Source organism: Kitasatospora sp. NPDC092286, assembly GCF_044755565.1.
Lineage (GTDB): Bacteria > Actinomycetota > Actinomycetes > Streptomycetales > Streptomycetaceae > Kitasatospora.
Genome location: NZ_JBIVRD010000024.1, coordinates 32,121 through 57,964 on the forward strand (window position 1 = coordinate 32,121; position 25,844 = coordinate 57,964).

At 66.5% G+C, this 25,844-nt stretch carries 15 protein-coding genes; 1 reads left to right on the forward strand and 14 read right to left on the reverse strand.

The features are described from left to right. Positions 1-34: 34 nt before the first annotated feature. The 3 genes from ACIQIB_RS23730 to ACIQIB_RS23740 form a co-directional block, all read right to left on the reverse strand. Positions 35-5,581: a hypothetical protein gene (locus ACIQIB_RS23730; RefSeq protein ID WP_400760395.1), complete on the reverse strand. Its 5,547-nt coding sequence runs from the start codon at positions 5,579-5,581 to the stop codon at positions 35-37. 177 nt (positions 5,582-5,758) lie between these two features. Continuing rightward, a complete protein-coding gene (locus ACIQIB_RS23735; RefSeq protein ID WP_400760397.1) occupies positions 5,759-9,805 on the reverse strand; it encodes a type IV secretory system conjugative DNA transfer family protein in 4,047 nt (1,348 codons plus the stop codon). Between the two features lie 135 nt (positions 9,806-9,940). Further along, positions 9,941-11,833, reverse strand: coding sequence for a hypothetical protein (locus ACIQIB_RS23740; protein ID WP_400760399.1), 1,893 nt, complete (start codon positions 11,831-11,833; stop codon positions 9,941-9,943). Between the two features lie 34 nt (positions 11,834-11,867). On the opposite strand from ACIQIB_RS23740, the gene ACIQIB_RS23745 reads away from it, so the two are divergent. After that, the gene (locus ACIQIB_RS23745; RefSeq protein WP_400760401.1) at positions 11,868-12,035 is read left to right on the forward strand and encodes a hypothetical protein; all 168 of its coding nucleotides are present in this window, start codon (positions 11,868-11,870) and stop codon (positions 12,033-12,035) included. Between the two features lie 99 nt (positions 12,036-12,134). On the opposite strand, the gene ACIQIB_RS23750 is transcribed toward ACIQIB_RS23745, so the two are convergent. The 11 genes from ACIQIB_RS23750 to ACIQIB_RS23800 form a co-directional block, all read right to left on the reverse strand. Continuing rightward, complete coding sequence (locus ACIQIB_RS23750; RefSeq protein ID WP_400760403.1) at positions 12,135-13,901, reverse strand: AAA family ATPase; 1,767 nt, start codon at positions 13,899-13,901, stop codon at positions 12,135-12,137. A 651-nt stretch (positions 13,902-14,552) separates the two neighbouring features. Continuing rightward, a complete protein-coding gene (locus tag ACIQIB_RS23755) occupies positions 14,553-15,089 on the reverse strand; it encodes a hypothetical protein (RefSeq protein ID WP_400760405.1) in 537 nt (178 codons plus the stop codon). Positions 15,090-15,224: 135 nt separating this feature from the next. Then, positions 15,225-17,513 (reverse strand): relaxase MobL, encoded by a 2,289-nt coding sequence (gene mobL / locus ACIQIB_RS23760; RefSeq protein ID WP_400760408.1) that lies wholly within the window; start codon positions 17,511-17,513, stop codon positions 15,225-15,227. 94 nt (positions 17,514-17,607) lie between these two features. Then, a complete protein-coding gene (locus ACIQIB_RS23765) occupies positions 17,608-18,657 on the reverse strand; it encodes a hypothetical protein (RefSeq protein WP_400760410.1) in 1,050 nt (349 codons plus the stop codon). Next, positions 18,657-19,181, reverse strand: a complete 525-nt coding sequence (locus tag ACIQIB_RS23770) for a hypothetical protein (protein ID WP_400760413.1) — start codon at positions 19,179-19,181, stop codon at positions 18,657-18,659. The genes ACIQIB_RS23765 and ACIQIB_RS23770 overlap by 1 nt, the downstream gene beginning before the upstream one ends. A gap of 63 nt (positions 19,182-19,244) precedes the next feature. After that, positions 19,245-19,463, reverse strand: a complete 219-nt coding sequence (locus ACIQIB_RS23775; protein WP_400760416.1) for a hypothetical protein — start codon at positions 19,461-19,463, stop codon at positions 19,245-19,247. Continuing rightward, positions 19,460-20,248: a hypothetical protein gene (locus ACIQIB_RS23780; protein WP_400760418.1), complete on the reverse strand. Its 789-nt coding sequence runs from the start codon at positions 20,246-20,248 to the stop codon at positions 19,460-19,462. Before ACIQIB_RS23780 ends, ACIQIB_RS23775 begins: the two co-directional genes overlap by 4 nt. A gap of 74 nt (positions 20,249-20,322) precedes the next feature. Then, the gene (locus ACIQIB_RS23785; RefSeq protein ID WP_400760420.1) at positions 20,323-21,024 is read right to left on the reverse strand and encodes a hypothetical protein; all 702 of its coding nucleotides are present in this window, start codon (positions 21,022-21,024) and stop codon (positions 20,323-20,325) included. Then, the gene (locus ACIQIB_RS23790) at positions 21,021-21,947 is read right to left on the reverse strand and encodes a hypothetical protein (RefSeq protein ID WP_400760422.1); all 927 of its coding nucleotides are present in this window, start codon (positions 21,945-21,947) and stop codon (positions 21,021-21,023) included. The genes ACIQIB_RS23785 and ACIQIB_RS23790 overlap by 4 nt, the downstream gene beginning before the upstream one ends. Positions 21,948-22,201: 254 nt before the next feature. Then, positions 22,202-24,400 carry a phage tail tip lysozyme gene (locus tag ACIQIB_RS23795; protein WP_400760424.1) on the reverse strand — a complete coding sequence of 733 codons (2,199 nt, stop codon included), beginning with the start codon at positions 24,398-24,400 and terminating at the stop codon, positions 22,202-22,204. A 58-nt stretch (positions 24,401-24,458) separates the two neighbouring features. Continuing rightward, positions 24,459-25,763, reverse strand: a complete 1,305-nt coding sequence (locus tag ACIQIB_RS23800; protein WP_400760425.1) for a hypothetical protein — start codon at positions 25,761-25,763, stop codon at positions 24,459-24,461. Between the last annotated feature and the right edge of the window lie 81 nt (positions 25,764-25,844).

Here is a 25,844-nt window from a genome sequence, read left to right on the forward strand (position 1 = left end):
GGGTCCCGTTCCCAGCTCCTTGTGCTGTGCCATCTCAATACCCCATCCCGTAGTCGTCGTCGCCCTGCGGCTGGTCGATCTCGATGCTCGGCGTGTACACCGGACGCGCCGCGCCCACGCGCACGGCATGCGCAGAGCGGCGATGCGCGCCGCGGGTGCGGGAGGTCTCCGCGTCCTGAGAGATCACGTCGCGCTTGACCAGCGAGTCATCGACAGCGATCACGGCGTTGTCCAGGCTGTGCGTCTCGGCGGAGCCAAGCCGGTCGAGCTGCCGGGACATCTCCGCCCGAGCCTTCCGAGTCCCCGAGGACGCGAACTGCTCGTTCTTCTCGCCGTCGTAGACGCTCTCGCGGTTCCTGGCAGCCTCGACCAGATCGGCGAAGGCGCCGCCATAGGCCATCCGGTCCATCACGGTGCCCCGCAGCGACGCGTCTTCCTCCAAGTTGCGGATGAGGCCGGTCTTCGGGTCCTCCAGCGCACTGGCCACGCGGGCCACATAGTCCGGGTTGACCGTGACTCCGAAGCCCTCCTTGGACTCGTAGAACTCAATGAACTGCTTCTCCCACTCCTCAGCCGTAGCCTGGACGGGCTCACCGTCGAGGAACGCCGTGCGCCACTGGCCCGGGCCGACGTGCTCGATGCTGTGGCCCCTCCAGAGATCGCGGCCGGGGCCCTGGAGCATCGCGTACTTGTGTCGGGCCTCGGCAGCGTCGTGCTTGGCCTGCAGAATTGACTGGGTCACCGGGTAGGTGACCTCCAGGACGGCCTTGAGGTCCTCGCCGCGCAGCGCGCGAACGGCGCGCTGGCTGAACGAGCCGCCCAGACCGGTGCCGTGGGCCTTGATCGCCGTGGCGAACATCGAGGCTTCCTGGTCGGCCTGCGTGATGCCAGGCGTGCCCTGCGCATCGCCAAGGTTCCGGGCGTAGTCGGTGAGCTTCTTCTCGCTCCCCTTGGCACCGGTCTCGACACAGACCTCGCGCACACTCTGCAGGTGCGCCTCGCGATCCGAGAACGTCAGCGCCGCACCGAACTCGCCACGCTGCGCCTGACGGTACAGCCCGCTCAGCTCCTCCGTCACGACCTGCTGGGCGAGCGTGATGTCCTCCGGCTGCTCTGCGCCCGTGAGCGCCTGCAGCCGGAGCCGGTTCGCCTCGCTCCGCGAACTCTGCAACTCCTCAGCCAGTGCGACGTCCTTGGAGAGTGCGACCTGGGTGTCCAGCGACACCTGCATGGCCAGCGGGTGCGAGCCGTCGCCCTTGACCACGCCGGTGTCCAGCAGGTTGGCAGGCACCGAGAGCTTCGCCAGGGCCTCAGCCTTGGCGGCCTCGCTGTGCAGCTTCACCACGGCGACGGCGTCGCCGTCGAAGTCGCCGTCGAAGCAGGCGTCCATCACCGGGTTGATCGCGGCGCCGGTGAGCCGGTCGTCGATCGCGACCCGCATGTAGCGCACGCCGGCGTCACGGAGCACCGGGTCACGCCACACCAGCGCGTGGTCGCCCTTGGCCAGCCCCAGTTGCTCGGCCTTGGCCGAGCTGAGCGCAACTTGGTCGACGTCCAGCCGCGGGTCTGAGGTCCACACCATCGTCGCCGAGTCGGTGAGCCGCGAGGCCATCAGCCCGGTCTTGAAGATGTTGTTCTTGCCTGTCAGCACCCGGTTCTGCACGTCGGTCGTGATCGCCTCGAAGGCGCGCTGAGCGCGCGAGACCGACTCGCTCATGCCTTGGCGCACCTCGGCGCGCTTCTCCGCGGACAGGCCCTGGCTGGCGAGCTGCTCGGCCATGTAGCGGTAGCGGCAGGCCTCGACGAAGACGTCCTGGTAGCCGCGGGTGTAGTCGTGCGTGACGGAGGACCCGTCCTCGAACTCCTGGCCACTGCGCAGATACGAGGACATCACCGGCAGCTTCCACGAGCTCGCGCTCACCGTCTCGGTCTGCTCACCGGTCGGATATGTGAGCGGGAACGGGATCTCCATGTCGCCGCCGCGGTCGCCGATGAGGGCGCCGAAGGATTTGCGCATCGCCGTGGTGTTGAGTCCCGGGAGCTGGCCCGCCTTGCGCGGCTGAGTGCGCAGCAGCCCGGGCATCGGGATGAACCGGCGCTCGGGGCGCTCGTCGAGGCCCTCGGCCTGGCCGACCACCCGCAGCGTGCCGTCAGCCTCCACGTCCATGCCTGTCACGAGCAGGTACTCGCGCAGGTTCGATTCGGCCCCGCTGTTGTGGCCGTAGAACTCGTGCATGATCGACGGGCAGTCCTGAGACTGCAGCGCCCAGGCCAGCTGCGAGGAGGCCTTACGGCCCTTGCCGGCACGCACCTGCTGGTCGTCGTAGATCTTCGTCTTCTCGTCGACGGCCATGTGGGTGACCACGAAGCGCATCTCGCCCAGGGCACTCGGCCGCAGTTCTCCGTCGGGGGAGCGCAGGTCGGAGACGTTCCCGCTCATCAGCTCGCGCGCCGAGCCCGCGTTGCGCCGGGAGATCAGGCTGAACGGGCTCATCACCACGTCCAGGCCCGGGTTGACCCGGAACCAGTTGACCTCCTCGACGACATCCTGCTCCTGCGCGTCCTGCAGCGGCATGTCCCGGTCGACGATCAGCGAGATCACGCCCTTGTTGCCGTGCAGGTCCGAGATCTTGTCGCCCACGACGAGATCGCGTTCCCGGCCGCCGGCCCCGCGGATGCGGTGGCGCTCGGCGAACTCCTTCGACACCACGATCGGATCGTCAGCCGTCCAGCCGCCGAAGGTCATCAGCGCCGTCTTCGCCGGCGCGGTGACCTCAGAAGACTGCATGATCGTCGAGGCCGTCATCTGCTGGCGGTCGAACGGGTCGTACCGCAGCGTCTCGAGCTCGGGGAGAGCCATGAGCGGCGCACGCTGTCCGCCCACGCTCTCGTCGCCCGGCACGATCCGGCCGTCGGCGTCGACCCGGGCCTGAGCCGTCAGGTACCGCACGATGCCCTGGTTGGTCGCGCCTCCGGTCATCACCGGGTCGAAGTAGCCGCTGGGTGCGACGACGTTGTTCCGGTCCTTGCCGGTGAGCACCGTCATGTTCCGCCCGCCGGTGAGCCGCCAGGCGTCGAAGCGGTTGTCGTCAGCCGGGTCGGTTCGGTCGCGCTGGGCGCGGTACTCGGCGTAGATCGTCGAGCCTGCCTTGATCTCGTTGGAGTAGCGCGCACGGCGCGCCTCGGTCTGCAGGATCGCGGCCGTCCACTCGTCCAGGTGTTCCTTGATCTCGCCGGTGGACTCGTCGAGCCGGTACGTGGTGGCGCGTTCGATGAAGTCGATCGGGTGCTTCGTGCCGTACAGCTGCGAGTAGACCGCGTTGAGCGAGGAGGGCTCGCCGGTCTCGCTGCGCCCGGCGATGAGGTCGCCGGCGATCTGGTACTGGATGCGCTCGTGCATGAGCTGCTCGTAGCCGCGCAGGCGTGTGCGTTCCTCGACCGAGGTCGGAGCCTCGCCCGGAGTCTGGGCCGTGATCGTGGCCTCGTAGCCCGGCACGACCAGGGCGTTGTTCCCGCTGGCGAAGGCGGTGGTGATCTCGCCGTACTCGCCGACATCGAAGACCTGGCCGATCTCACCCGAGATCGGGCTCCCCTTGCCGTCACGGCGCAGCTTCTCGCCGCTCCAGCGGATGACGCCCTGCTCGTCGATCAGGATCTCGGAGACCGTCGCCGCGTTGCGCTCGATGCTGTCACGCACGGTGACCCCGATGCGCCGCATGAACGCGGATTCGTGATCGGCGATCGGCACGGAGCGCTCGGCGTTGAAGCAGACGAGCCGGTCCTTGAACCGGGTTGTCTGGAAGGTCGAGCCCATCATCTCGTCGGGGGAGATTCCGCAGCGACGGAGCGCCGAGGCGAGGTTGTCGAGGTTCGACCACTGCCCGGTGGGGCTGGTCATGTACCGCGCTACCCGGTCCGGGTTGAAGCGCTGGTCGACCCACTCGCCGTCGATGTGGTGGGGCTGGGCCTCCCAGGTCCCGACGAGTTCGAAGGGGACGTCCTCGGCGTGCTGTCGGACCTTCTCGACGGCGGTGCCGCCGTAGGCGAGGTTGCCCATCTCGGGTACCTCCCCAGGCTGCAGCTCGCCGATCTCCTCCAGGCGTTCCTGGTACATCTCTTCGGTCGCGCCCGGGCGCAGAAGGTCGCTCTTCGCGCCGGTGAGCACATCCCAGTACGAGCGCTGAATCGCAGCGACCTCGGCGTCAGCCGAGTACTCCGGCGGCTCGATCGCATCCAGCTGTCCGCCGGTTCGCTCCAGCTCGTCCTCGGCACGAGCAATGAGGTACTCGACGCCAAGGGCCGCCTGCAGGTTCGCCCGAGCACTCTCGACGCCGGCCTTCGCGTAGGCCTCGGCCGGCTCGGCGTCGATGAAGAAGGCCGGCAGCGAGCGGTTCTTCGCGTCCCGGCGCAGCATCACCTTCGCCCCGGGCCGGGGGCCAGACTCGCCGGGGACCGTGTAGTCGCCAACCACGAACATCGACTCGCGGTCGACGTGGTAGCTGTCGGGCACATCCACCACCGTGCGGCCGCGGCCGCGCTCCTGGTGCGTCGTGCCGGTTTCACCGGCGGCGTGCCCCGGAAGATCCGTGCGCTCGACGCGATGGCCCTGGGCGAAGCGCAGTAGCTGGACAGCTTCCGCCGGCGAGGGGGAGTAGACCGCCATGCTGCCGGGGACCCGGTAGTTCGTCGAGTAGCGCAGCACGGTGCCGTTGTCGTAGATCCGTGCCCCGGCGTACTCCTCCTGACGTGTGTCGATGAGGCGGATCTCCATGCCGGTCCCGGCGATCCTCGCCTTGATCTGGCCTGGCTCGCGGTCGCGCATCACCTCGTAGGACACGCCCTGAGCTTTCAGCTCTTCGAGCAGTGCCGCCGAGCGCGCCACGGCGCGCTGGGACATGAAGCGGTTGCGGTCGACGTGGTTCGTCTGTGGGGTCCGGCCGCCGTCGATGACCCACTCGCGGACCTGGTCGTATTCCCGCTGGCTCATCTTGTCCATCAGCGCGGTGAGTCCGGCGGCGTCGTCGCTCGTCATCGCGCGGCCTGCCTCGAACGGCCTGCCATCGTCGCCGATGCGCCAGAGCACCATGTTTCCGCGCCGCGGGTCGGCCAGGGTCTCCACCTCACCGCCGGCCACGCGTCCGATCGTCTCGTCCGGCAGGTACACCAGCGCAGTCCCGGCGCGCTTCACCGTCGCGCGTTCGAACCAGTGGGGGTCGTAGGGGCTGATCGGCAGCCGGGCCGACTTCGGGTCGACCTGGGTACCGACGCCGGTGGCGCGGGTGAACTCCCGCTGCGACTGCTGGTAGCGCTCGTTCCGCGGGGAATGGTCACCGAACTGCGGCTCGTAGCCGGCCACCCGCTCACCGAATGCCTGGTCGATGGTGGTGAGGCAGTCGGTGACGCCCAGCCGCGGGTTGGCCAGCGCGGTGCCCCGTCGGCCGAGGATCTCATCGACCCGGGCGCGGATCGCCTTGGCCTGGGAGATCGGAATGACCTGTCCGGTTTGCTCCCGGGCCTGCTCGACTGCCTTGTAGTAGACGTACTCGTAGAAGTACCTTCGCAGTCCGTGCGCCTTCTTCACTGCTAATCAAGCCCCTATGAACACTCGGAGTTGCATAAGTATTCATAGATACTAACCCGTCCATCAAAAGGAAGCGATAGGCCATTCGAAAGGTTAGTGCCGAGGCGGTCTCTCCTAGTCGAGAGGCGGCCTCGGCACTGGTCGTGATCCTCGCCAGGCACCCCAAGGGGGCGCCGGCTACTTCGAGTTCATCTCGATGGCCATGGCCCGGTCGAACCGGCCGTCGGCCAGCACCTCCCAGCTCGGCAGCGAGGCCAGGTACTGGTAGAAGGCCGAGTGGACCTTCACCGTCACCAGCGACTTCAGGTCCTGCTCGGTGACGTCCTCCTCGGCGAACACCCGCGAGTCCACGTCGTTCACGTGACCGTTGATCCGGCGGGCCGCATGGGCGTACGCGTCCGAGCGGATCCGGCTGATGTACGTCTGGGACCCATCGGCGCTGCGCAGCTCGCCGTCGCCGCCGACCGAGAAGTGCTCGCGATCCTGTTCCAGCTCGGTCTGCGCCGACTTGTAGGCCTCACCGATCTCGATGTCCAGGCTCTTGACCTTCGCCGAACCGTCAGGGTTGACCAGCATCTCCTTGCTGATCGTCCCCTCGGCGTAGAGCAGACGCTGCCGCTCGACGCTGACCGCCCGACTCTCGGCGACCGCAACCCCGACCTCGACGTTCTCGATGAACTGGTCCTCGTCGAACATACTCATCCCGGCGTACTCGTCGGGGTCGACAACCACCGGAGCGTTGGGGTCCTGACCCTCGTCGACCGTGGTCATCGTGGTGATGACCGCCATGACCTCGTCGGCGTAGACATCCGGGTCCAGGCGCTCGATGTCGACCTCCCGGTAGCCGTAGATCTCCTTGTACTGCGCCTTCGCGTCCGCGGCCCTGACCGCCTGCCGCATACGCTTCTCCAGCATCTTCACGAAGTCCGGCTGGTTCATCCGTACGTCGAAGTCCACAGCGCTGGACAGCGTCGGGATCGTCTGCAGCGAGTACGTGTGCCCCGGGTGCTTGATCGTGTTCCCCAGCAGCCGGAACGACATCGGCAGGATCGTCTGGTTGCGGTTCCAGATCGGCGCGTCGCCGGCCCGGAAGACGATCGAGTTGCGCGGCGCGAGGAAAGCCATGTCGTTGTAGCTGATCAGCGGTTCCTCCTTGGTGCTCATCGTGTAGGAGACCCGGCCCTCGGTCTTGCCGCCGATGACCTTGTCGAGATCCTGGCTGATCTGCTTGCTGTCCCTGTACACCCGGTGCGTCTTGCCGCCCATCTTCTCCAACACCTCGATCATCGAGTCGTCCGTGGACTTCAGGAACACGATGTTCGAGGTGTTGCCCTGCACGATCTTGTCGACCGACTCGCCGTAGACGTCGCGCAGCTGTTGCAGGGTCTGCAGGATGAGCGTGAACTGCTGCTCCTGCCCCAGGCCGATGGAGAGCATCGTCTCGAAGCCGTCGATGCCCTTGCCCTCCGACTGCAGGTTGCCGAGCTCGTCGAGCATGAACCGCGTGCGGTAGAGAGGCTTCTGGTTCGACTTCGTCATGTACGCCTGGTCGGCGCTCACGTCGAACAGCTGCTTGACCAGGATAAGGATCAGCTTCGCGTACTTCATCAGGTGAGGCGGAGTCACCAGGAACAGCGCCTTCGGGGACTCCGAGTAGCGCGCCAGTGTCTGAGTGATCGCCCGTGCCTGGTACGAGACCTTCTCTGGGTTGCCGCCGCCGGAGAAGTCCAGCCGTGTGTCCGGGTAGAGCGTGTCCCCGGGCTGGAAGGAGAGGGTCTTCCCGTCCCGGGTGCCGCCCTCGCGTACCGGCTTGAGCTCACGCATCACACCGTTCTTCACGATCTTCTTGCCCGTCACCGGCTCGACCACGTAGTGCCGGCCGTTGAGCGAGAGCCGGTAGTTCTTCGTGAAGCTGAAGTAGAAGGTCCGCACCAGCATCTTCGTCTGCGGGTTGACCAGCTCCAGTTTGAGCCAGGCATCGTCGTCGGGGAACTTGCCCTTGAAGTTGTACCGCGCCCAGCCCTCGCGGCCGACGATCTCCTCGTGCGTGAAGTCCTCGCCCAGGTTCTCGGTGAACATCGGGTCCGCGTAGGCCGACCACACGGCCTGCTGACCGACGAGGTGGTCGCGCTTGACGTAGTTCGGCGCGAAGCGCACGCCGAGGCGACGCGGGAAGCTCAGGCCGGCCAGGTCGGTGTTCTGCGAGGGCTTGCCCGAGGTCAGCGTCGAGATCGTGGGGTCGGTGAAGAACGACATGGCGGTGATCGCGATGCCGTACACCGAGGCCAGCATCTTCTCCGCCCCGGCCATCGAGCGCAGCGCGTTGTGGGCGTTGCCCACCAGCGTGCGCATGTTGTTGCGGGGCAGCTCCTCGCTCGCGTTGAAGTACAGGCTGAGCATGTCCTGATCAGCCTTGCCCTCCCACATGAGGGCCTGGGCCGCCGCCTTCTCCTGCTCCTCGGCCAGGGCGTCCTCGTTGTTCTCGAACTCGCCGGCCTTGACCCGCTTCTCCAGCTCGGCCTCAGGGTTCTTGATCTTCTTCGAGCTCATCTGCACGAAGAGCTGGTAGCAGTTGTAGAGGGTGACCTTGCCCCAGAGGTCATCGAGCTTCTGCTCCACCAGGGCCAGATCCATGTTCAGCACGGCCGCGGCGCTGCGCAGCTCCCGCTCCTCCTCCAGGTAGAAGTCGATGAGTCCGTAGGCCGCGCGCTTGAAGGCGTTGTTGGCGGCATTGGGCCAGACCGGGTCCTCGCTGCCGTCGAGCGGAAAGAAGATCCCGGCGATGTTCTCCACGTACAGTGCGCACTTGGTGAAGTTGCCCTCACGCGCCGCGTCGGCCGCCAGCCCCAGGATGTTGTAGATGTCGGTCTTCATGGAGTTGATCAGATTGAACTGCACCGGCTCGAACCCGCGGGTGACCAGGGCGACGTAGTTCTTCACCAGCAACTCGCCCTTGGGGTCGTTGATGACCATGTTCGAGGGTTTCTTCTCACGCGACCACATGTCGATGACCGGCTCGATGTATGTCTGGCCCTTACCGGCCCGGGTGATGGCCAGCACCATGGTGTTCACCGGCGCGGTGTCGACCACGTACGCCCCGGCCGGGCGCTGGACCTCGTACGCCGGGAACGCCCAGTCCTCCTTGATCAGGTCAGCGACGGTCTGGTACTTGTCCGACCCGAAGCCGAGCTTGTCCCGGTTCCTGCCGTCAGGGTTGTACGGGATCAGCCTGGTGTCGTACTTCTGACGCAGCCCCTTGTCCTCGGGGAGTCCTGATGCCTCGAACAGCTCGTCGCCGAAGTCCTCGTCGATGATCGGCAGGGTCTGCGTCAGCGGACTGCCCTCGTCGTCGTCCATGACCTCGCCGGCGTAGTAGACGAGGTTCCCCTTCTTGTCGATGACGTCCTTCTTGGCGCGCTGGGCGACCTCGACGGTGCCCAGGCCCTTCTTCCTGAGCATCATGTGGCTGAGCATCGAGCTGACCTGCACGCTCGAGTGAGCACCGGCGTCGGGGAACCAGTCGTAGTTCTGCTGGATCTCTTCCGGCAGGGCGATGTGCTGGTCGTTGTGGTGCTGGTTGATGTCGCTCGTGTCGTTCATCAGGTTCGCCGCGGCGACCTTCCGCGAGAACCACGTGCCGATGATGAGGGCGACCATCAGACCCGAGCCGAGCGTGATGAAGAGTTTGAACCCCGAGAAGTCGGCCAGCTGCTCGCCGACAGTCGTCGAGCTCTTCTTGGGCTCAGACGGCCTCTCGGCGCTGGGCTTGCCGTCCTTCGCCGCGGTGTACCAGCGGGGGACCGGGACAGCCTCGGCGCTGGGATAGCACCTGGCCTTCACGTCCGGGTTGCCGTCCTTGGTCAGAGGCCGGTAGCACTTCACGACCGAGCCGCCCGCACCGGTCGTGGTGTCCTGGGCGTAGTACGTGCTCGGCATGCCGGTGCTGCTGCCGGGCCTGCCCGAACCCGCGGACGCGCCCGCCGAGAGCGCCGCCGTGGCGATGAGCGAGTAGAGGACCCAGACGACGACCGTCACCAGCGCGCCGGCAATCACCGCGACGACGATGCCCGGTCTGGTCGACCTCAGGGTCGAGAACTTGCTGCGGTCGAGCTGCTGGTTGTCGTAGACGTCTCGGTTCGTCAGCGTCTCGCCGGGCGACCGCGCTGAGATCTTGTCCCAGCTGCTCGCCTCAGGCCGTGACGCCTTCCGCCTGTTCGTGGCCATCGTGATCCCTTGCTTTCGGGTCCCGCCCGTTCTGCTTTCCTGCTGTCCAGCGCGCCTGCCTGCGCAGACGCCGACGGCGCATGGGGAACGCGCCCCATGCGCCGTAAGATCACCCCGTCGGACTGACCGGATCGCTCAACGGGCCAAGACCACCCCGACGATGAAGCCGGCCACGCCCATCAGGAGCGAGAGCGTGACGATCATGACGACGAGGATCTTGTTCGAGCGGCTCTGCATCTCGGAGGCCCGCGCCAGCTCGTTGGCGTAGGACTCCTTGTCGGCCTGCATCTCCGCCAGGCGCACCTCATACCGCCTGGCCACGGAATCCTCGACCGTCGACAGCTGCTGGAGCAGGTCGGTGGCCCGCGCCACCTGAGAGCTGGTCTTCTCCTTCTCCAGGTCGAGGTTGTGCTGCCACTCGGTGTCCCGAGCCGTCATCTGCGTGATGGCGTCCTTGCGGTTGCGTTCGAGCTCTTCCCTCATCCGGCGGATCCGGTCGGCGTGCTCAGCGCGCACCGACTCCAGGAGGCCCTGCTGCTCCCGGCGTAGGACGCCGATCTCGTCCTTGGTCCGCAGGTGCTCGGCCAGCGTCTCGGACTGGGCGATGTCGGCCTTGCGGTTGTCGTCGACGATCCGCTGGATCTCGGACTTCCACCGGTTCAGGCGCTTCTCCTCGGCCGCCAGGTACTCCGACTGCCGCTCGGCCAGAACCTCGAAGATCCGGGTCTGCCCGGTCTGCATCTTCAGCGTCGCGTCCGAGCGCCGGACCCGCAGGATCTCCTGCCGGTTGTGCGCGTGGGTATCCTCGATGTCCCGTTCGATCACGGCGACGGAGTCGATCTGCTCGCGCTCCATCTTCGAGCGGTTGCGCTCCTTGTACTGCAGTTCCGCCGAGAGCGCCGCCTGCTGGGCCACCTTGGAGGCCTGCGACTCGTAGTCCTTGGCGATCTCCGCCCGGCGGGCCCGGATCTTCTCGTCCTTCTCCGTCTGCCGCTGCTGGTGCTCGGACTCGGCGGCGTCCTTCAGCAGCTTGTACCGGGAGCCCGCGCGGTCGGTGGCCACATCGCGGATGACCTGCTCGGTGTGCGCCGACATGAGGTTGACGTAGAGCGCACGCAGCTCATCCTCGTGCGCGGAACGGAGCTGCGTCAGGTCGGCGTTGGCCTGCCTGTTGAGCTGGGCGACCTGGTCCCCGAGCCACTCCGTCGCGCCCTCGGGCACAGCGATCTGCACGACCGGTGCGCCGATGGCGAAGGTCGCGTTGAACTCATCGAGCCGGATATCCAGGTTCAGCTCCTCGGAGAGGAACCGGCGGGCGATGACGTCGCGCACCTGGGTCTGATCGGCCGGCAGCACAGTGTCGCCGGCCTCCTGGTAGTCACCCTCGATGCCGTAGCCGGCGTCGGTCTCGTCGAAACCCTCGTAGCCGGCCACCTCGTCGCCGTCGTAGTCCGGCCCCGATTCGACCGGAGCGGTGCCCGCGTCGTCCTCGTCGAACATGGGTGTGTCCGCCTCCTCGTCGTCGACGACGTCGCTGAAGAGCGGCTCGTCGTCCGGGCCCTCGTCAGCCCCCTCGTCCTCGGGGATCTCGTCGAAGATCGGATCCCCCTCGTCCTCCCCGAGGACCGCGGGGACAGTGCCGATGGCCCCGGCCTCGGCGACCAGGCCGCTGTGCTCCGCCCACGCCTTCTCGCCCAGGGCCTCTTCGAGACTCGTGGTGCCTGCGAGGACGGAGCGCGCCTGCGCGAAGGTCGCATCGTTCACCAGATCGACGAGGAGATCGCCGCCGGGCTTCTGCCACACGACGGCCCAGGCGTAAGTGGCGCCGGTGAGCAGCGAGTACTCCTCCGCGCGCGCGAGAGTCTCGCCGGTGGGGATGATGCCGAAGACCTCCTCTTCGATCATCTCCGCCGTGGCCACCGTGCGGATCTGGTCGGAGCTGATGAGCTCGATGATCGAGCCCTTCGCTTCGTCCCGGCCGTGCCGCTTGCTCAAGCCGCCGATGTCGTCGGCTGCAAGCACAAGCATCACCCAGGCCGTACCGCTGGGAAGGACGAACGGAGTGTTCGACCGCAGCAGCTCGACTGCGGCCGGGATCGCCGTCTCTCTCACCACGGAGGCCAGAAGCTCGTCGGGCTTCTTCTTCCGTTCCTTCCTCTGGCGGACCGATGCCGTTCCCAGAATGCCCATTGATCCCGATCCCTTCGCCAAAAGAACACAGTTCGCCTAGTTTATGAGACCCTATCGCCGCCCTATCCGAGTAGGCAACTAAAGGGAGTGGATGGGCTATCGACTCATTGGTCACTGGTTGCCGTCGTCCTTGACTGACTCATCGCACCGCACTGACCTCGACGTAGGCATCGGAACTCAGCAGGTTCTTGTCGTCGCTGACCAGGTCGCCGACGACGTCGATGCGGATCCGTCGCTGCGTTGGGTGCTCGTTGAGGAACGTCGCCACCGCGGTGGTGACCTCATCGGTCAGCTTCGACACGGCCGCACGCGCGCCACCGGCATCGGAGTCGGTGTCGCCCTTGTCCTCGATGAGGTACTGCAGGACCCTTGAATCGACGTCGACCCGTACGTTGTGCTTGACGAACACCTCCTGCACCATCTGGCGCAGCTTCTTCCGCACGATCTTCTGCTGCGTCGGCAGTGACAGCGGCTGGAAAGGGACGATCGCGTCGATACGACCCAGCAGCTCGGGCGGGAACCGGTTGTCGCCCGTCGTCGAGGAGATGGAGCGGCGGATGAGTTTCTCGTACTCCATCAGCTGCTTGCCCGAGCCGGTGTCGTCGGCGGCGTACTGCGAGATGCTCTTGTAGATCTCCGAGCCGGCGTTCGTCGTCAGCACGATGTACGTGTTGAGGAAGCTCACCTCACGGTTGTTGTCGTCGTTGAGCCGGCCGTCGTCGAGCACCTGCAGCAGCACGCGCGTGACCATCGCCGAGGCCTTCTCGACCTCGTCGAAAAGCAGCACAGCGTGGGAGAGGTCCCACACACGCTTGGTGAGCTCGGAGCGGAAGGCCGCGAACGAGGTGTCCTCGGCGTACTCCGTCATGTCGAACCGGATCAGGTGCCGCTGGTCGTCGCCGAACAGCAGCTTCGCCAGCTGCTTGGTGAGTTCGGTCTTGCCGACACCGGTGGAGCCCGTGAACAGCAGGCTCGCCATCGGCTTTCCCTTGTCGTTGAGGTCCGCCACCGACAGCTGCAGACGACGTGCCACCGCGCCGGTTGCCCAGTCCTGGCTGAACACCTTCTCGTCCAGCTGCTTCTTGATCTTCGCGCCGTCGACCTTGAAGGCCACGTTGACGTTCAGGGTCTCCATGAGTACGTCCGAGAGCAGGGCCCGGTCCATCGGCCGGTGCGTCAGGCGATGCCAGCCGACCATGGAGTCGAGCACGAGAATCGACTTGCGCGGCTGGGCGCTGGCCGGCATGTAGCGCTGGGTGTACTCGTAGATCTGCCGGAAGATGTGGTCGTCGTAGAACTCGCCCGCCACCCCGTACCGTTCGGCCATACCCTGAAGGATCTTGATGGTCGTCGCCTGGTCCGGCGGGCTGAGGTTGATGCGCTGCAGTCGCTCGACGAGCGGCTGGTTCGGCGAGATGTGCTTGTGGAACTCCTCGTAGGTCGTCGCCGCGATGATCCTGATGCCGCGGGTTCCCGAGGCAGCCAGGACCGGCTTGATCGCCTCGACGGTGGCGTCGGAGAGCTGAGCGATCTGGTGGAACTCGTCGATGAAGAGGACCAGTTCGTGCATCTCGTCCCTGACGAAGTCCTCGGCCTCGTCGAAGAAGCCCTTGAGCATCGCGGCCATGTTCTCGGCACTGCCCGCCGCGGAGACCATGCGCGCCGGATCCACTTCGAGGTAGAGGCGGTCCTTGTCGACCAGCATCGTGGCCTGGACCAGGGCCGTCTTGCCCGTGCCGGCTTCGGCCAGCAGGAGCGCGTTGCACAGCTCGGGACGGCTCATCGAGGCCAGCAGCTGTGTCATCTCGTGCTCGCGGCCGACGATGTCGCGCTCGGCCTTCTTCAGCGGCTCCGAGAGCTTGGAAAGGAGCCGGTAGCGCTCGTTGAGCTGCGCCTCTTGAAACATGCCGCGCAAGACCTCTCCACTGGAGTGCAGATATGGCGGGGAAATGAGAGAGGTCGCACCATGGACTCCGGCGCCTCTCGTGACGTGCTCTGGTTGCTGTCGCTCACCCCCCCGTACTCGGGCTCGCGGACCGAGGCCTTTGTCGGGCCCCGCACTGCGCGGTCTGCGGGTCACAAGTTCCGGTGCTTCGCTGAGGGGGAGAGGGCGCCGTCGGGGATTGACGGCGCCCTCTGAATGCTCGGGCGGGCGGAACCGGCCTGACGGCACGGCGGCCATTGAAGGGCTGGTCAGCTGGGCTCGCTAGACGACCGGTGAGGCCGTGAAGTTGTGACTGTGGTACCCACCACAGCACTTGCGCCAGTCGAGCTGTAGAACGCCGTCCGCGAGCCCCTTGGCGCTGTCGGCCTTCCACTGGTCGGCCCAGAGGCCCCGGCGTTGTCGGACAGCCAGCCGAACCCTGGAGCTGGACTCCAGCTGATCCCGGACATGACTATTCTGAGCACGGCGCGGTAATACGCGCCTGCCAGGGCACCCCAGTGGTTGGTTTGGGTTCCAGTGCTGGTGGTGTAGCGACTCGGGCGAGTCAGTGGTGGCCGTTCCTGCGCGAACAGGGACGGCCACCGGTATTTTCAGAAGGGGCTTGACTCAGCCTCAGCCGACCGTCGGCTCGTCGACCTCGACCGCCTGCTTGGGTTCGACAGCCGCGGCCTGAGCCTGCGACTCCTTGGCCGCGGCCTGTGCCTCGCGGGCGGCGCGCATGGACGCGAACTGGTTGTCCAGCGTCTTGTTGTCGACCTTGAACTCGGAGGCCTCGACAGACTTGGTGTTGACCACCAGGCCGGTGCCACGTGTCGCGGGCATCACGTTGCCCTTGAAGCCGTAGATGGTGCCGACCTCGTTGCCGCCCTTGTCCAGGATCGGCTCGGTGTTCGGCCCTGCGGCCTTGGCGATCTCCTCCATCTGGCGGGTGGAGTACGGAGCGCCGTTGTTGTAGTGGACCTTGCCGTTCTCGCCCTGGATCCGATCGGACTTCAGGTGCAGGTCCGTCTGTGCCGGGCCGCGCGGATCTCGAGCGTCGAGCTGGACGTCGGCGTACTGGGACTTGCTGTCCCTCGTAACGCCGTTCTTGTAGACCTTCGCGATGAGGTTGACGCCGGTCATCGCGCCCTTGCCCTTGAGAAGTGCCATGATCTCATCCTCATTTGCTCCGACTGCCCTCTGACAAGTCGGACGTGATCAGTCACATTGCCCAGACGGGGAGTCGATTCCCCGTCGAACGCTCCTTACGCTAATGCTGCGATGTGACATTCGGCAAGTCTTTGACTAGTCTTTCTGGTCGAGCTCTGAGTAGGTCGAGATAGGGGATGGATTCGAGTCCAATCCCATTCCGGCGTCCATTGAGGTCACCGCCTGATCGACCTGGGCCTGGACCCGCACGACGAGACCGGCGTCCAGCGGCGGAGCCTCGGACCGCCGCATCCGCTCGGCCTGCTCGCGCTCGGCGCGCAGCTCCGCGATCCGGGAACGCAACACGAGCGGGCCAGATCCCCTGTCCGTCCGCTGAGACGTCAGCTCCCGGGAGACCCGTGTCATCGCCGCGACATCGTCCACCGGCAGGTCGGGAATCGCCTCGGCCTGGCCGGACTGGTCCAGGTAGTCCATCGCCGCCAGCAGCAGCCGTCGGCGGTCCAGGGTCGTCCCGGCGAAGTTCTGGCGTGCGCGCGGCCCGATCTCGACGTCGGTGACGAAGTCGTAGCCCAGGTGGTGCAGGTCCAAGGCCTTGACCTCGTCGAAGTCATCCGCGGCACCGGCAACAATCTCGAAGTCCGCGCTGACCACGTCGGTCTCCGTGCTCGCCGGATCCCCGGCGCTCGACCCCACGCGCAGCACCAGGCCGGAGCAAGCGAGATCGGCCCGCAGATCGTCCACCTTCTGGTCATAGGACTGCTTCATCGTCCGGATGCGGGCGTCCAGCACCGCCCGGCCGTGCTTGCCCTCGGCCAGGAGCCTGCCGCCGGGCTGATCGTAGATTGTCCGGCCCAGCCTCTCGGCTTCCTCGGGGTCCTTCATCCGCTGCAGGGAGGTGTCCGCGCGCAGCGCCATGAGCGAAAGCAGCCGCTGGCCGTAGGTCGCCATCTCCTGCTGCTGCTCGTACCACTGGCCGCCGTCCCCGAGGAGGGGCAGGAAGCGCCTGTACTTGCTCACCAACTGCCGGTGGTAGCCCTCCTCGAAGCGGTAGAAGTCATAGAGCGGGCGCGAGTCCTCAGCGGCCGTGCCGGCCTTCTCGGCCCGTTCCCACTGCTGCGCGAGGTCGCGGTAGACCCCGACCTTCTCCCAGTGGTGCTGCAGACGTGAGGCGTAGCTGCGCAGCCGGAAGCCGAAGGAGACCAGATCAGCTCCCGCGTTCTCGTCGCCCCCCTGCCGATCCGTAGCCAGCACCGCCATCTGCTGATAGTCCATCCCCATGACGTCGAGCATCGGCGTACGCACGCGCAGCTCCGACTCCGGTATGGCCCTCAGCATCTGGTAGACGCCGTTGACGGCGCGCTCCATGATCTGTACGCGTCCCCGCTCGACCAGCTTCTGCCATTCCTCCGTGCTCAGGGATTCCTTCGCGCGGCGCTCGTTGGCGTAGTCCACGATTTGCTCCATGGCCTCCGGCATCGGGGACCCGGCACGTTCGAGCTGCTCCTTAACGAGCTCGGTCACCAGCTGGTTCGCCTTGCGCATGCGAGCGTCGTTCGAGCCGGCGCGCCACAGAGTTCGGTCCGCGGGTAGGCAGGCGAGCAGGAACTGCGGCAGAGACTCGGCGCGGATGCGCTCGTGCGCCCACCGCTTGATGAAGGTGGTGACGTTGCGCCGCTCGTAGCCGACGGCGCTGGAGAGGTGAGCCACCGCCTGCTTCTCGTCGAGCCAGGTATCGATGCCGCGGCGCAGCCGGGACTTGTGCCGGTCCAGCAGCTTGCCGCGCTGTGTGCCGTTCTTCGTCACCTGGCCCCGGCCGCCGTCGACCATGGCCAGGTGGCAGTGCACGTGCTCGGTGTCGATCTGGATGACCCCGACGTAGCGCAGGTCGTCGAAGCCGCTGGTGCCCGAGCTCATCCGCTCCAGGCCGTGCATGATCGCCATGCGCAGCTTCATCTGGTCGATGTGCCCGCGGTAGTCACCGCGGGCTTCGCAGTGGAAGTCCTCGTCGACGATCTTGTGCTTCCGCAGGTACTTCTCGTCGAAGGACAGCACGGTCTTCAGTACGGTGTGCCCGGCGTCGAAGTAGTGCTGGATGTCCTTGCTGGCCGCCTTGAGCTGCTCGTCGGAGAGCGAGACCGAGCCGTAGCCGAAAGCCACGCCGCCTTTGCCCTGGGCCTGGCGCATCTCACGCTTCGCCGCGCCCCGCGAGATACCGGCGCGCTCGACGGCTGACTCCCGCGCCATGTAGCGCAGGATGAAGTCGTCGGTGCGCAGGCGCTGGATCGGAGCCAGTGACTCCGTCGCCTGTTCGCGGGCCATGTACCGGGTGACGTAGTCGCCCGGCGTCGCGCCGCGCGATCCTTTGCCGCCGGGCAGCGGCACGCTGAACTCATTGACGATCACGATGCCCTGCTTCAGGCTCATCGTTGCTCTCCTTCCTGTCTCGCTACCGATGCACTACGGCCCCGGCTGCCGTACGCCAGCAACCGGGGCCTTGCTCGTCGTGCCTGATCCGTCCTCAGGAACCCAGGCTCTGCTCGCCGTCCTCGCCGAAGTCCAGATCGGCCGCACGCTGGGCCACCTGGCGCTTGCGCTCGTGCAGGCTCGGGACGGGCCCGGCCTCACGTCGACGGGCCTCTCGCTCCCGCTCCTCCAGCTCCAGGCCGAGATCCGGGTTCAGGTCGCGCTGCGCCTCACGGGCCGGGACCGGGGGAGCGGACGGCGCCTTCTGCTCTTCGGCCCTGTGCAGTGGTGCGGCCACACGCTTCCGGTAGAGGTTCTCCGTGGTGCCCTCGGTGCTCGCACGCTCGGTCTGGTACTGCTCCCGTTCGGCGGCGATCTCCGCCTCGATCTGCCGCAGGCGAGCGCTCATGCCGTCGACAACCGGCGCTGCCTCGGGCACGGGCGCCCCGACGATCTGCTCGACGTCGGTGTCCAGGCCCAGCTCGGCTTCGGTGAACAGGGAGTTGATCGCGTCCGAGCGCGCCTTCAGTCCGCGCGCATCGACCACAGCCTCAGTCCGCGGGACGCCGTTCTTGGAGTGGTCGGCGAAGTAGCCAGCGAGGTCGTAGCCGCTGGACTCGAGATCGATCTCCAGGCCCCCGATGCCGTGGATCTGGGTGAAGACCACGGGCGTACCGTCTTCGGTCTGTGCCCCCGACGGAGCGAGCACGAGCATGTCCGCCGTGGCCGGCAGCTCCCACTCGATTCCAGTGACCTGCTCGGGCACGGCGAAGCCGCTTGTGAAGTAGCCCTTGCTGGCGAGCACGACCAACTGCTGGTCATCGAACTCGTAGAAAGCATCGACCTTCTCGCCCTGGCCGGGGGAGTAGGTCACCTGGGAGATGCCGAACGGCAGCGCCGTGGCCGGGGTGACCGAGCGGAGCTCGCCCGTCATGTGCAGATACGGTCGGTAGTTCTCCTCCTTGCTCCGGTGCTTGAGGTCGAGCGATTCGACCATGACGCCGAGCTCGGCGGTCACCCCCTCCAGCCGGTACGTCTCCACTCCCCGTTCACGCAGGACACGGTGGGCCCATACGTCGTTCATGGTCAGTCCTGCGGTGCGCATCACTTGCTCCTCTTGCGGTTGGTCTTGCTCTGGTTGGTGGTCCTCGTCGTGGACTTCGGTGTGACGTCGACCCCGGCCGCCTCGCCCCGGGCGTTCCGGATCTTCGCGATCATCCGGGTTGCCCAGCGCCACATGCCGCGCATCACGACGATCTCGCCCGCGGCGAGCAGTGCGGACAGGAAGAGGAGCGGCATCAGCCACATGGCGACGGTTCCGTCCGCACTGAGCGCGCCCCGGGATGCTCCCGACTGCTGGTGCAGCCATGCGCCCAGCAGCGGGATGATGACCACGGCCGTGACGAACGCCAGCACGTAGTCGGCGAGAAGGACGATGGCCCGGAAGAACCCCGCCCACACCACGACGGAGAACCCGCCGGCCTCCTTCTTCGGGGCCAGACGCCGCCATCCGGTGCGCGGCTTCGAGTCCTTCTGCTCCTTCACGGCCTTCGCCGTGGCCTCCTTCGCCGTCGCGGCCGTGCTCGTCGGGGCGGTCGTCTCGGTCTTCTCCAGGGTCTGGGTCGACATGTTCGTGTCCTCACGTCTCGTCGGGGTCTTCTGGGGTGCGTGCTGAAGCGGCGGGCGCTCCGCTCACCCGGTCGGTTTGGGGGAGGGCCGTTCCTCGCTGGCGGCAGCGAGGGCATCGCGGGTCTTGCCGGAGGCCCGATAGGCGTCCAGCGACGTCACCGTGCCGTCGCTGAGCAGGCCGGAGACGAGCGTGAGCACCGAGAGCGCGAGGAGCGCCCCGCTGCCGCCGAGCAGGATCTTCCCGGCGTGCTGGCGCAGCCTGTCCTTGATCTCCTCGTTCACGGTGCCTTCACCCCCTGTTTCAGGGCCTCGCCCGGGGCCGTCGTGCCGGTCTGGATACTCACGAATGCCTTGCGGACCAGGCCGTAATCGGCGCGGGCCCAGGCCAGCACCGCCGGTTTCTCGCCTGCACCCGTCCTGGTCTCCATCGCCAGCCAGGTCACCGTGACGGTGCCGTCGTCATTGACCAGGTAGGGCACCTGGGCGATCCACTCAAAGCCGGAGTTGAAGCTCATCGGGATCCCGACACCAGCCGCCACGTCCTTGTCACTGGCGAGCAGATACCACGGCCTCAGGTCCGCCTGGTGCACCGAGGGGGCGAAGTAGGGCATGAGGTTGCGCAGAGTCCGATGAGACGTCGCCGTGTCGAGCTCTCCCACATCGGTTGCAACGCTGGGAGTCAGGTAGCGGTAGTCGTTCTGCAGCTCCGCGACCTGACCAGCCGCAGTCAGGGCCGCGGTCAGACCACGCTCGGCGTCGTCGGCCTTCGGTAGCGCCGCCGTCTTCGCCTCGGTGATCCTGATCTGCTCCTGCAGTGAGGAGATCTCCGGCGCAGCCGTATCGCTCACCGCGCCCTGACCGCCGGAGAACCCCGCGGAGAATGCGAAGCACAGCAGCGCGCCCACACCCATGCTCACGCCGACTACGAGCGTGCGCTTGCACAGTCCGCCTGCGGGCTCCGTCTGCTCAGGAGTGTCCGCGCCCTCCCACGGGGACGCGGAAGTCGCGACGAAGCGCGTCTTGCGTACCACGCCCTCACCCGACTCACCGGTCTGTGTCGATGCCATTGATCCCCAACTCGCCGTACCACTCAGATATCAATACAACTCTATCAATAAGGCGAGTTGAAAGGGAGTCTGGATCATTTGGAATGGCGGGTCTCGCCACTCGCTGGGGTGCCGGAGAGATTCGAGACCTTGCCCTGGGCGTCGACCGTGACGAAGAGCAGCGCGCGCCGGTGCGCCGTGACGCTGGCTTTGCTCGCCTTGTTCTGGGACGCCGCGTCGGAGGTGACCTCGACGTCGGCCAGCACGGCGTAGGTGTAGAAGCCCGCCTTGACGTCGACGACCTCGATGCCCGGATCCGCGCCGAGGGCCGAGTTCAGGCCTACCGTGTCGATGTAGTAGTAACGCCGCCCCTGGGCGTCCTTGTTGAACCTCGACGGAGGCATGAACGACTTCAGGAACGTCTCGTTCTCGGTGAGACCGAACCGGCTCTTCAGGTTCTCGCGCGCCGCTTCGTAGCCCTGTCCCGAGTCCCACGTGAAGGTCGTCGAGAGAAGCGACGTGATGCGCTCACCGTCGGTGCTCAGTCGGTTCCGGCTGACACCCAGGGCCGCCATGACGTCCGCGTTCACCTGCTCGGCGTTCTTCTTCTGGATGCCTGCCAGGTGACCCTCGACATCGTTGATCTGGGCTTCCTGCTCGGCCAGGGCCGCGCGCTGGCTGCTCCAGGTCACGCCGGCAACCGTCGCGACGACCGCGAGGGTCGCCGCCGTCACCAGGGCCGCGAGGTTGCGTCGGAGGGATCCCCGCCGCGTGGGCGCTGCCGGCTGCTCCGTCACCGCTTCCCGTCCTTCTTCTGTGGGCCCGTGTCGCCCAGTTCAGGGACTCCGGACCCGGCCGCCACCTTGATCACCTGGTGTTCGTACTGAGCCCCAGTGGCGGTCACCACGAGCGCCAAGCGGTCGAAGGCCCCGGTCGTCCCGTTGTGCACGTAGCGCGCGCTCGCCCAGGCGAGCACCTCGCCGCTCTCCGTGTCCCGGCACAGCCAGACGACCTTTGCCTGGTTTGTCGCGACCGAGCCGTCCTTCGCGCTCAGATCGGGCATCACCGTCTCGACCTTCCACGCGTACGTGCTCGGGGCGGCTGCGTTCTGGCCGTCGTAGCGGATGTACCAGGCGTGGCGCGGGTCGATCTCGGTGGTCGCATCGAACGGCGTCAGCGACGAGGTGCTGTACGCCTCCTCGTCACTGACCAGGAAGGAGCTCTTGCTGAACAGCGGGGCCATGTCCCTGCGGTGCTTGATGATCTCCAGCGTGGCCTGGTTCGGAACCCCGTTGTTCGGGCTGGGCTGGACGCCGGCCTGGTGGTACAGCGTGGCGAAGGTCTGCTCCCCGGACGCGACCTTTTTCGCGTCGGCGGCTGCCGCCTCGGTGAGCTTGGACAGCTGAGCGCCGTCGTCCGTCGTCACGGGCGTGGACTGGGCATCGTCCAGATGCCCCTTGAGCTGGACGAGCTGGACCTCGTTGTCCGCCGTGCTCGCCTTGAAACTCTCGCCGGCCACGCCCGTGGCGACGACCAGGGCAAGGATCCCGACCCCCATCGCCGCGGTCACACTGCGTCGGATCAGACGCGCGTTGTCCTCCCGGCTGGGTACCTGGCCCCGTTCTCGTTGGCGCTTCGCCCAGCCCGCGAAGTGCTCTTCGAGTTCAGCTCCGGTGACCTTCTTGCGCGTCTTCGGTGCCGCGGGCTTCTCCTCGGGCATCGATCCGGTCTCCTGGTCGGGTCCCGGGCTATCGGACTCGTCATGGGCTGTCGTCACCGAACGCACTCCTCACTCCATGTTGCCCTCATAGGCGACTCAAGTCTATACAGAAAGGCATTAACGGCCGAGTCTGAACCCATTCAATGGGAGTGTCGAAAAGTAGAGTCGGCACGCATGGCCTGCGCCGGACATGGAGAAGCCGGTGCCCAGGTCGCCCTGCACCGGCTTCTCACCCCCAGGTCAGATGCAGCGCATCAGACCGTCTTGATCCCCCCGGAGGGGAGCATGGAATCCGACATGTCCACGAACTTCCAGCCCTCGGCCGCCATCCGCGCCGCACTGTCGACACGAACCCGACCCATGAAGGCGCAGTAGCCGGCCTCGCCGAGGATGACCTTGTCGCCCTGGACGCCGAGCACCACGAGAGTGTGGCCGGCGGGGCCTGAGCCCGGGCCGGAGCCCACCGAGTACGCCGTCGGGGTCGAGGACATCTGCTTGCCGGCCTCCCTGGCAATCGTGTATGCCGTCTCCTTGCCGTCGCCGACCGGGTAGGTCTGGAACGTCGTGTACTTGTTCACGAAGTACGTCGAGAAGCTCACGCAGTTCATCGCGTGGTTGTCGCCGCAGGAGCCAGGGCCTCCGCCCGGACCGTACCGATCGTCGAGGAACTTGTCGCCCTCCTTGTTGAAAAGGTCGACGAGGTCCTGGGCCTCCTCCTGTGTCATCCCGCCGTTCTTCAGCAAGACGGAACTGCCGCCCTGGGAGGTGCAGTTGCCCAGGATCGTGTTGATTCCGTCCTCGATGATCCCACCGACGATGTTCTCGACGCCGCCCACGATCGAGCTGTCGACCGACCAGCCGCTCATCTTGCCGAACCACATCTCGGCCTTGCCGCCTCGTGCGGTGAGCCCGGCCGCGCCGTCGGCAGAGCGCTCCCAGTTCTCGTGGAAGTGCAGCGCCGCCGCACGCGGCGAGCCCTGCGACCTCTTGAGCATGTCCTTGAGGACCCTGGCATCGCCCGGGTTGTCACCATCGACCATGAAGGCCACCTGAGCCTTGATCGTGAACCAGTCGACGCCCTTGCTCTTCGCGTACTGGCGCAGCAATGTGTTACGGCCGCCCGTCCACTGTCCGAGACCGATGCCGTTGTCCGTGTTCTGTGCGGCGCTGGCCTTCGCAGCGGTCATGGCGTACGTTCCCGTGGGGAAGTTCTGCACACTCGTCGGGTCGATCCCGGACTCCTGTGACCAGTTGCCGAGGATGCCCGCGATGTTCTCCTTCGGCATCCCCCAGCTGCTGAGCACCGAGTAGATCTCCTTGGCGTTCTTCTCCACGTCCGCCGGTACGGTAGCCCCGGAGCCGTTGCCGACGCTGCCTGCGTTGACGGCGCACGCTGCCCCGTTCGCGTTGATGCTGCCCTCGGTCTGCGCCGTCGAGTTGAGGACGCCCGTGAGGACCGTGCCCAGCAGGGCCACGGTGGCCGTCACCGCAGCTATGCCCGTCATCGCGGCGGCGACAGGGGCCACCGTGGCCGTCACCGTGACACCCAAGACCGCGCCGGCCGTGTTGGCTATGAAGCTGCCGATCGCCATGAACGGTGCAGCGATCGCGTGGCCGACCGCCTTGAGGATGTTGACGAAGAGCGTCCACAGCAGCTTCCCGGCGTTGATAGCCATCGCCATGGCCGCGAAGAACATGGCCTTCAGCCAGTTCAGGAAGGCCATGGCCATGACCACGCCCATGGCTGGCGGGGCGGTGGCCGCGCCACCGCCGACGGCGACGCCCTTGGCCGCCTTCGTGCCCAGGCCCTCGTCGTCCTTCGGCGCGCCGCGCTCGTAGCCCGTGCCGCCAGCACCCAGTTCACGCTGGTCGGCAGGCTTGGCGTCCGGGCCGCCGCCGGTGACCTTGGACACGCCCTTGACCGCGTCCTGGGCCCCCTCGACTCCGACGTTCTTCGCTGCACCAATGGCAGCTCCCGGAAGCCCGCCGGCCTGTGCGCCTGCCACGGCACCGGAGACGGCAGTCCCCGCGTAGCGCCCGGCGTTACGGCGGGTCGCGCTGCTGCCGTCTCCCTCGATCGCCTTCTGGGCCGCGCCTCCGGCCATGTTCCCGGCGACGCCGTTCATGCCCTGCTTGATCTTCGACCCGGCATTCGCGGCGCCAGCCGCCTTGCCTGCGGTCGCTGCACCATCTGTGGTGTCTGCGGTGCTTGCCGCGTCCGGCATCTTCGGCGCAGTGTTCGCCGCGCCAGAAGGACCGGAAGAATCAGCTCCCGGCCCCGGGAACTGCTTGGGCACGCAGGCCTTGCCTTCGGGTGGGCCCTCGGTGCCCTCCTCAGGGCCGAGGCTCTTGGTCCCACGACCCTGCCGGGGCATCCCCTGACTCACCGACGTGCTCGGCTGGTCCTTCGCCGTCCCTTTCTTGAGACTCCGATTCGGCTTGTCGGTGGCCATGTTGTCTTCCTTTCCTGCTTAATGCCAGGTGGTGGGCTGCGTAACTTCCTCGCCGCACTCAATAGAGCGTGGTGAGGAAGTCCTTGTCGTCGCGAATGGTGCTGTTGGATTGCACATCCCTCAAGCTCACGTCCAGTCGGAGCAGGTCGAGCGAGAGGTCCGACTCGTACTGGGACTTGTTCCTGGAGTAGTTCTGATACGCCTGTGAAAGGTTGTTCATGATGTTCATGAGCGGGCGCATCGTCACGTCAGAGGACTGGTAGTCCCTGGTGAGGCTGGTGCCGTCCGAGAGAATCCACTGCATGTCCGAGGTCTGACGGCTGGTCGGATCCGAGCCCCCGTCACGCTTCTTGGTGAAGAACTGGGCGTAGCTCTGTCCGGTCGGCACCAGGGCGTGGAGGTAGCCGTCGTAGACGTTGCCTGGACGCCAGTTGAGGTCGAAGCCGCCCGGGGCGACGTGCTCGGTCTGCAGTGCCAGCGTCGAGACGCCGTCCTTCGCTTCGGCTGCGGAGACGCCCGTGATCTTGTCGGTGGCGATCGAGACCGGGACGGTCGGCGGGCGCAGGAACAGGCCGTCGAGCTTCGTCGTCTGCAGGTCGGACGTGTAGGACTGAATCTGCGTCAGATTCGTGCGCATCTCGACGAGCTTCTGGTCCAGGGCATCCCTGGCTTCGGCCTCCTTCGCCTTGAGCGCGACCTCGTAGTAGGCCTGCGCAGGGTCGAAGGCCAGGGCGTCGAGCGCCGCGATCTTCTGGGCGCCGGACGCGCCGGGATTGAAGAAGACCCGCCACTGGTCGTACTTGGAGAAGGTCTCGTCGCTAGCCAGCTTGCCGCTGCTCTGCGGCTGCTTCGCTCCGGGAGTGGTGAGTTCGGCGTTCCCACGGACCGTCAGGTTCAGCACCTGGCGGTCGAAGGGCCGGTCGGCGTTCAGGAGGACCCCGACGTAGCCGGTCGAGCCGAAGACGTAGAAGGATCCCTTGATCCCGCTGGTGCTGACCGGCTCGCTGTTCAGCGAGGTGTCCGACCCGAGCAGGAACGCCTTGTAGTCCGCGGCGTTGTACGAGATCTGAGCGGTCGGGCTGAAGTGCATCATCACGAGCGCCTTGTTGCCGCTCTTGTTGGTGTAGACCCCGTCGACGCTGCCGTCGAGATTCGTCTTAGACGTCTTGAAGTCGCTGGTGTACAGCGCCGTCTGCGATAGCGAGTCACGCTCCGCCTGGTACGCCAAGGCACCCGATGCGCTGATCACGATCGCACCCGTGACCGCGAAGATGCCGAAGAACACCCCAAAGCGCTCGATCGCGTGGTGCGAGTCGAGCTTGAACTTCCTGTTGAAGGCCAGTGCCTTGTCCTTGATCCCCATGTTCTGCTCTCCTTCGTGCCTGCGCTGTGCTGCGGTCCCGGAAATGCCGAACCGGGCCGGAGGAGGCCTTGCACCTCAACC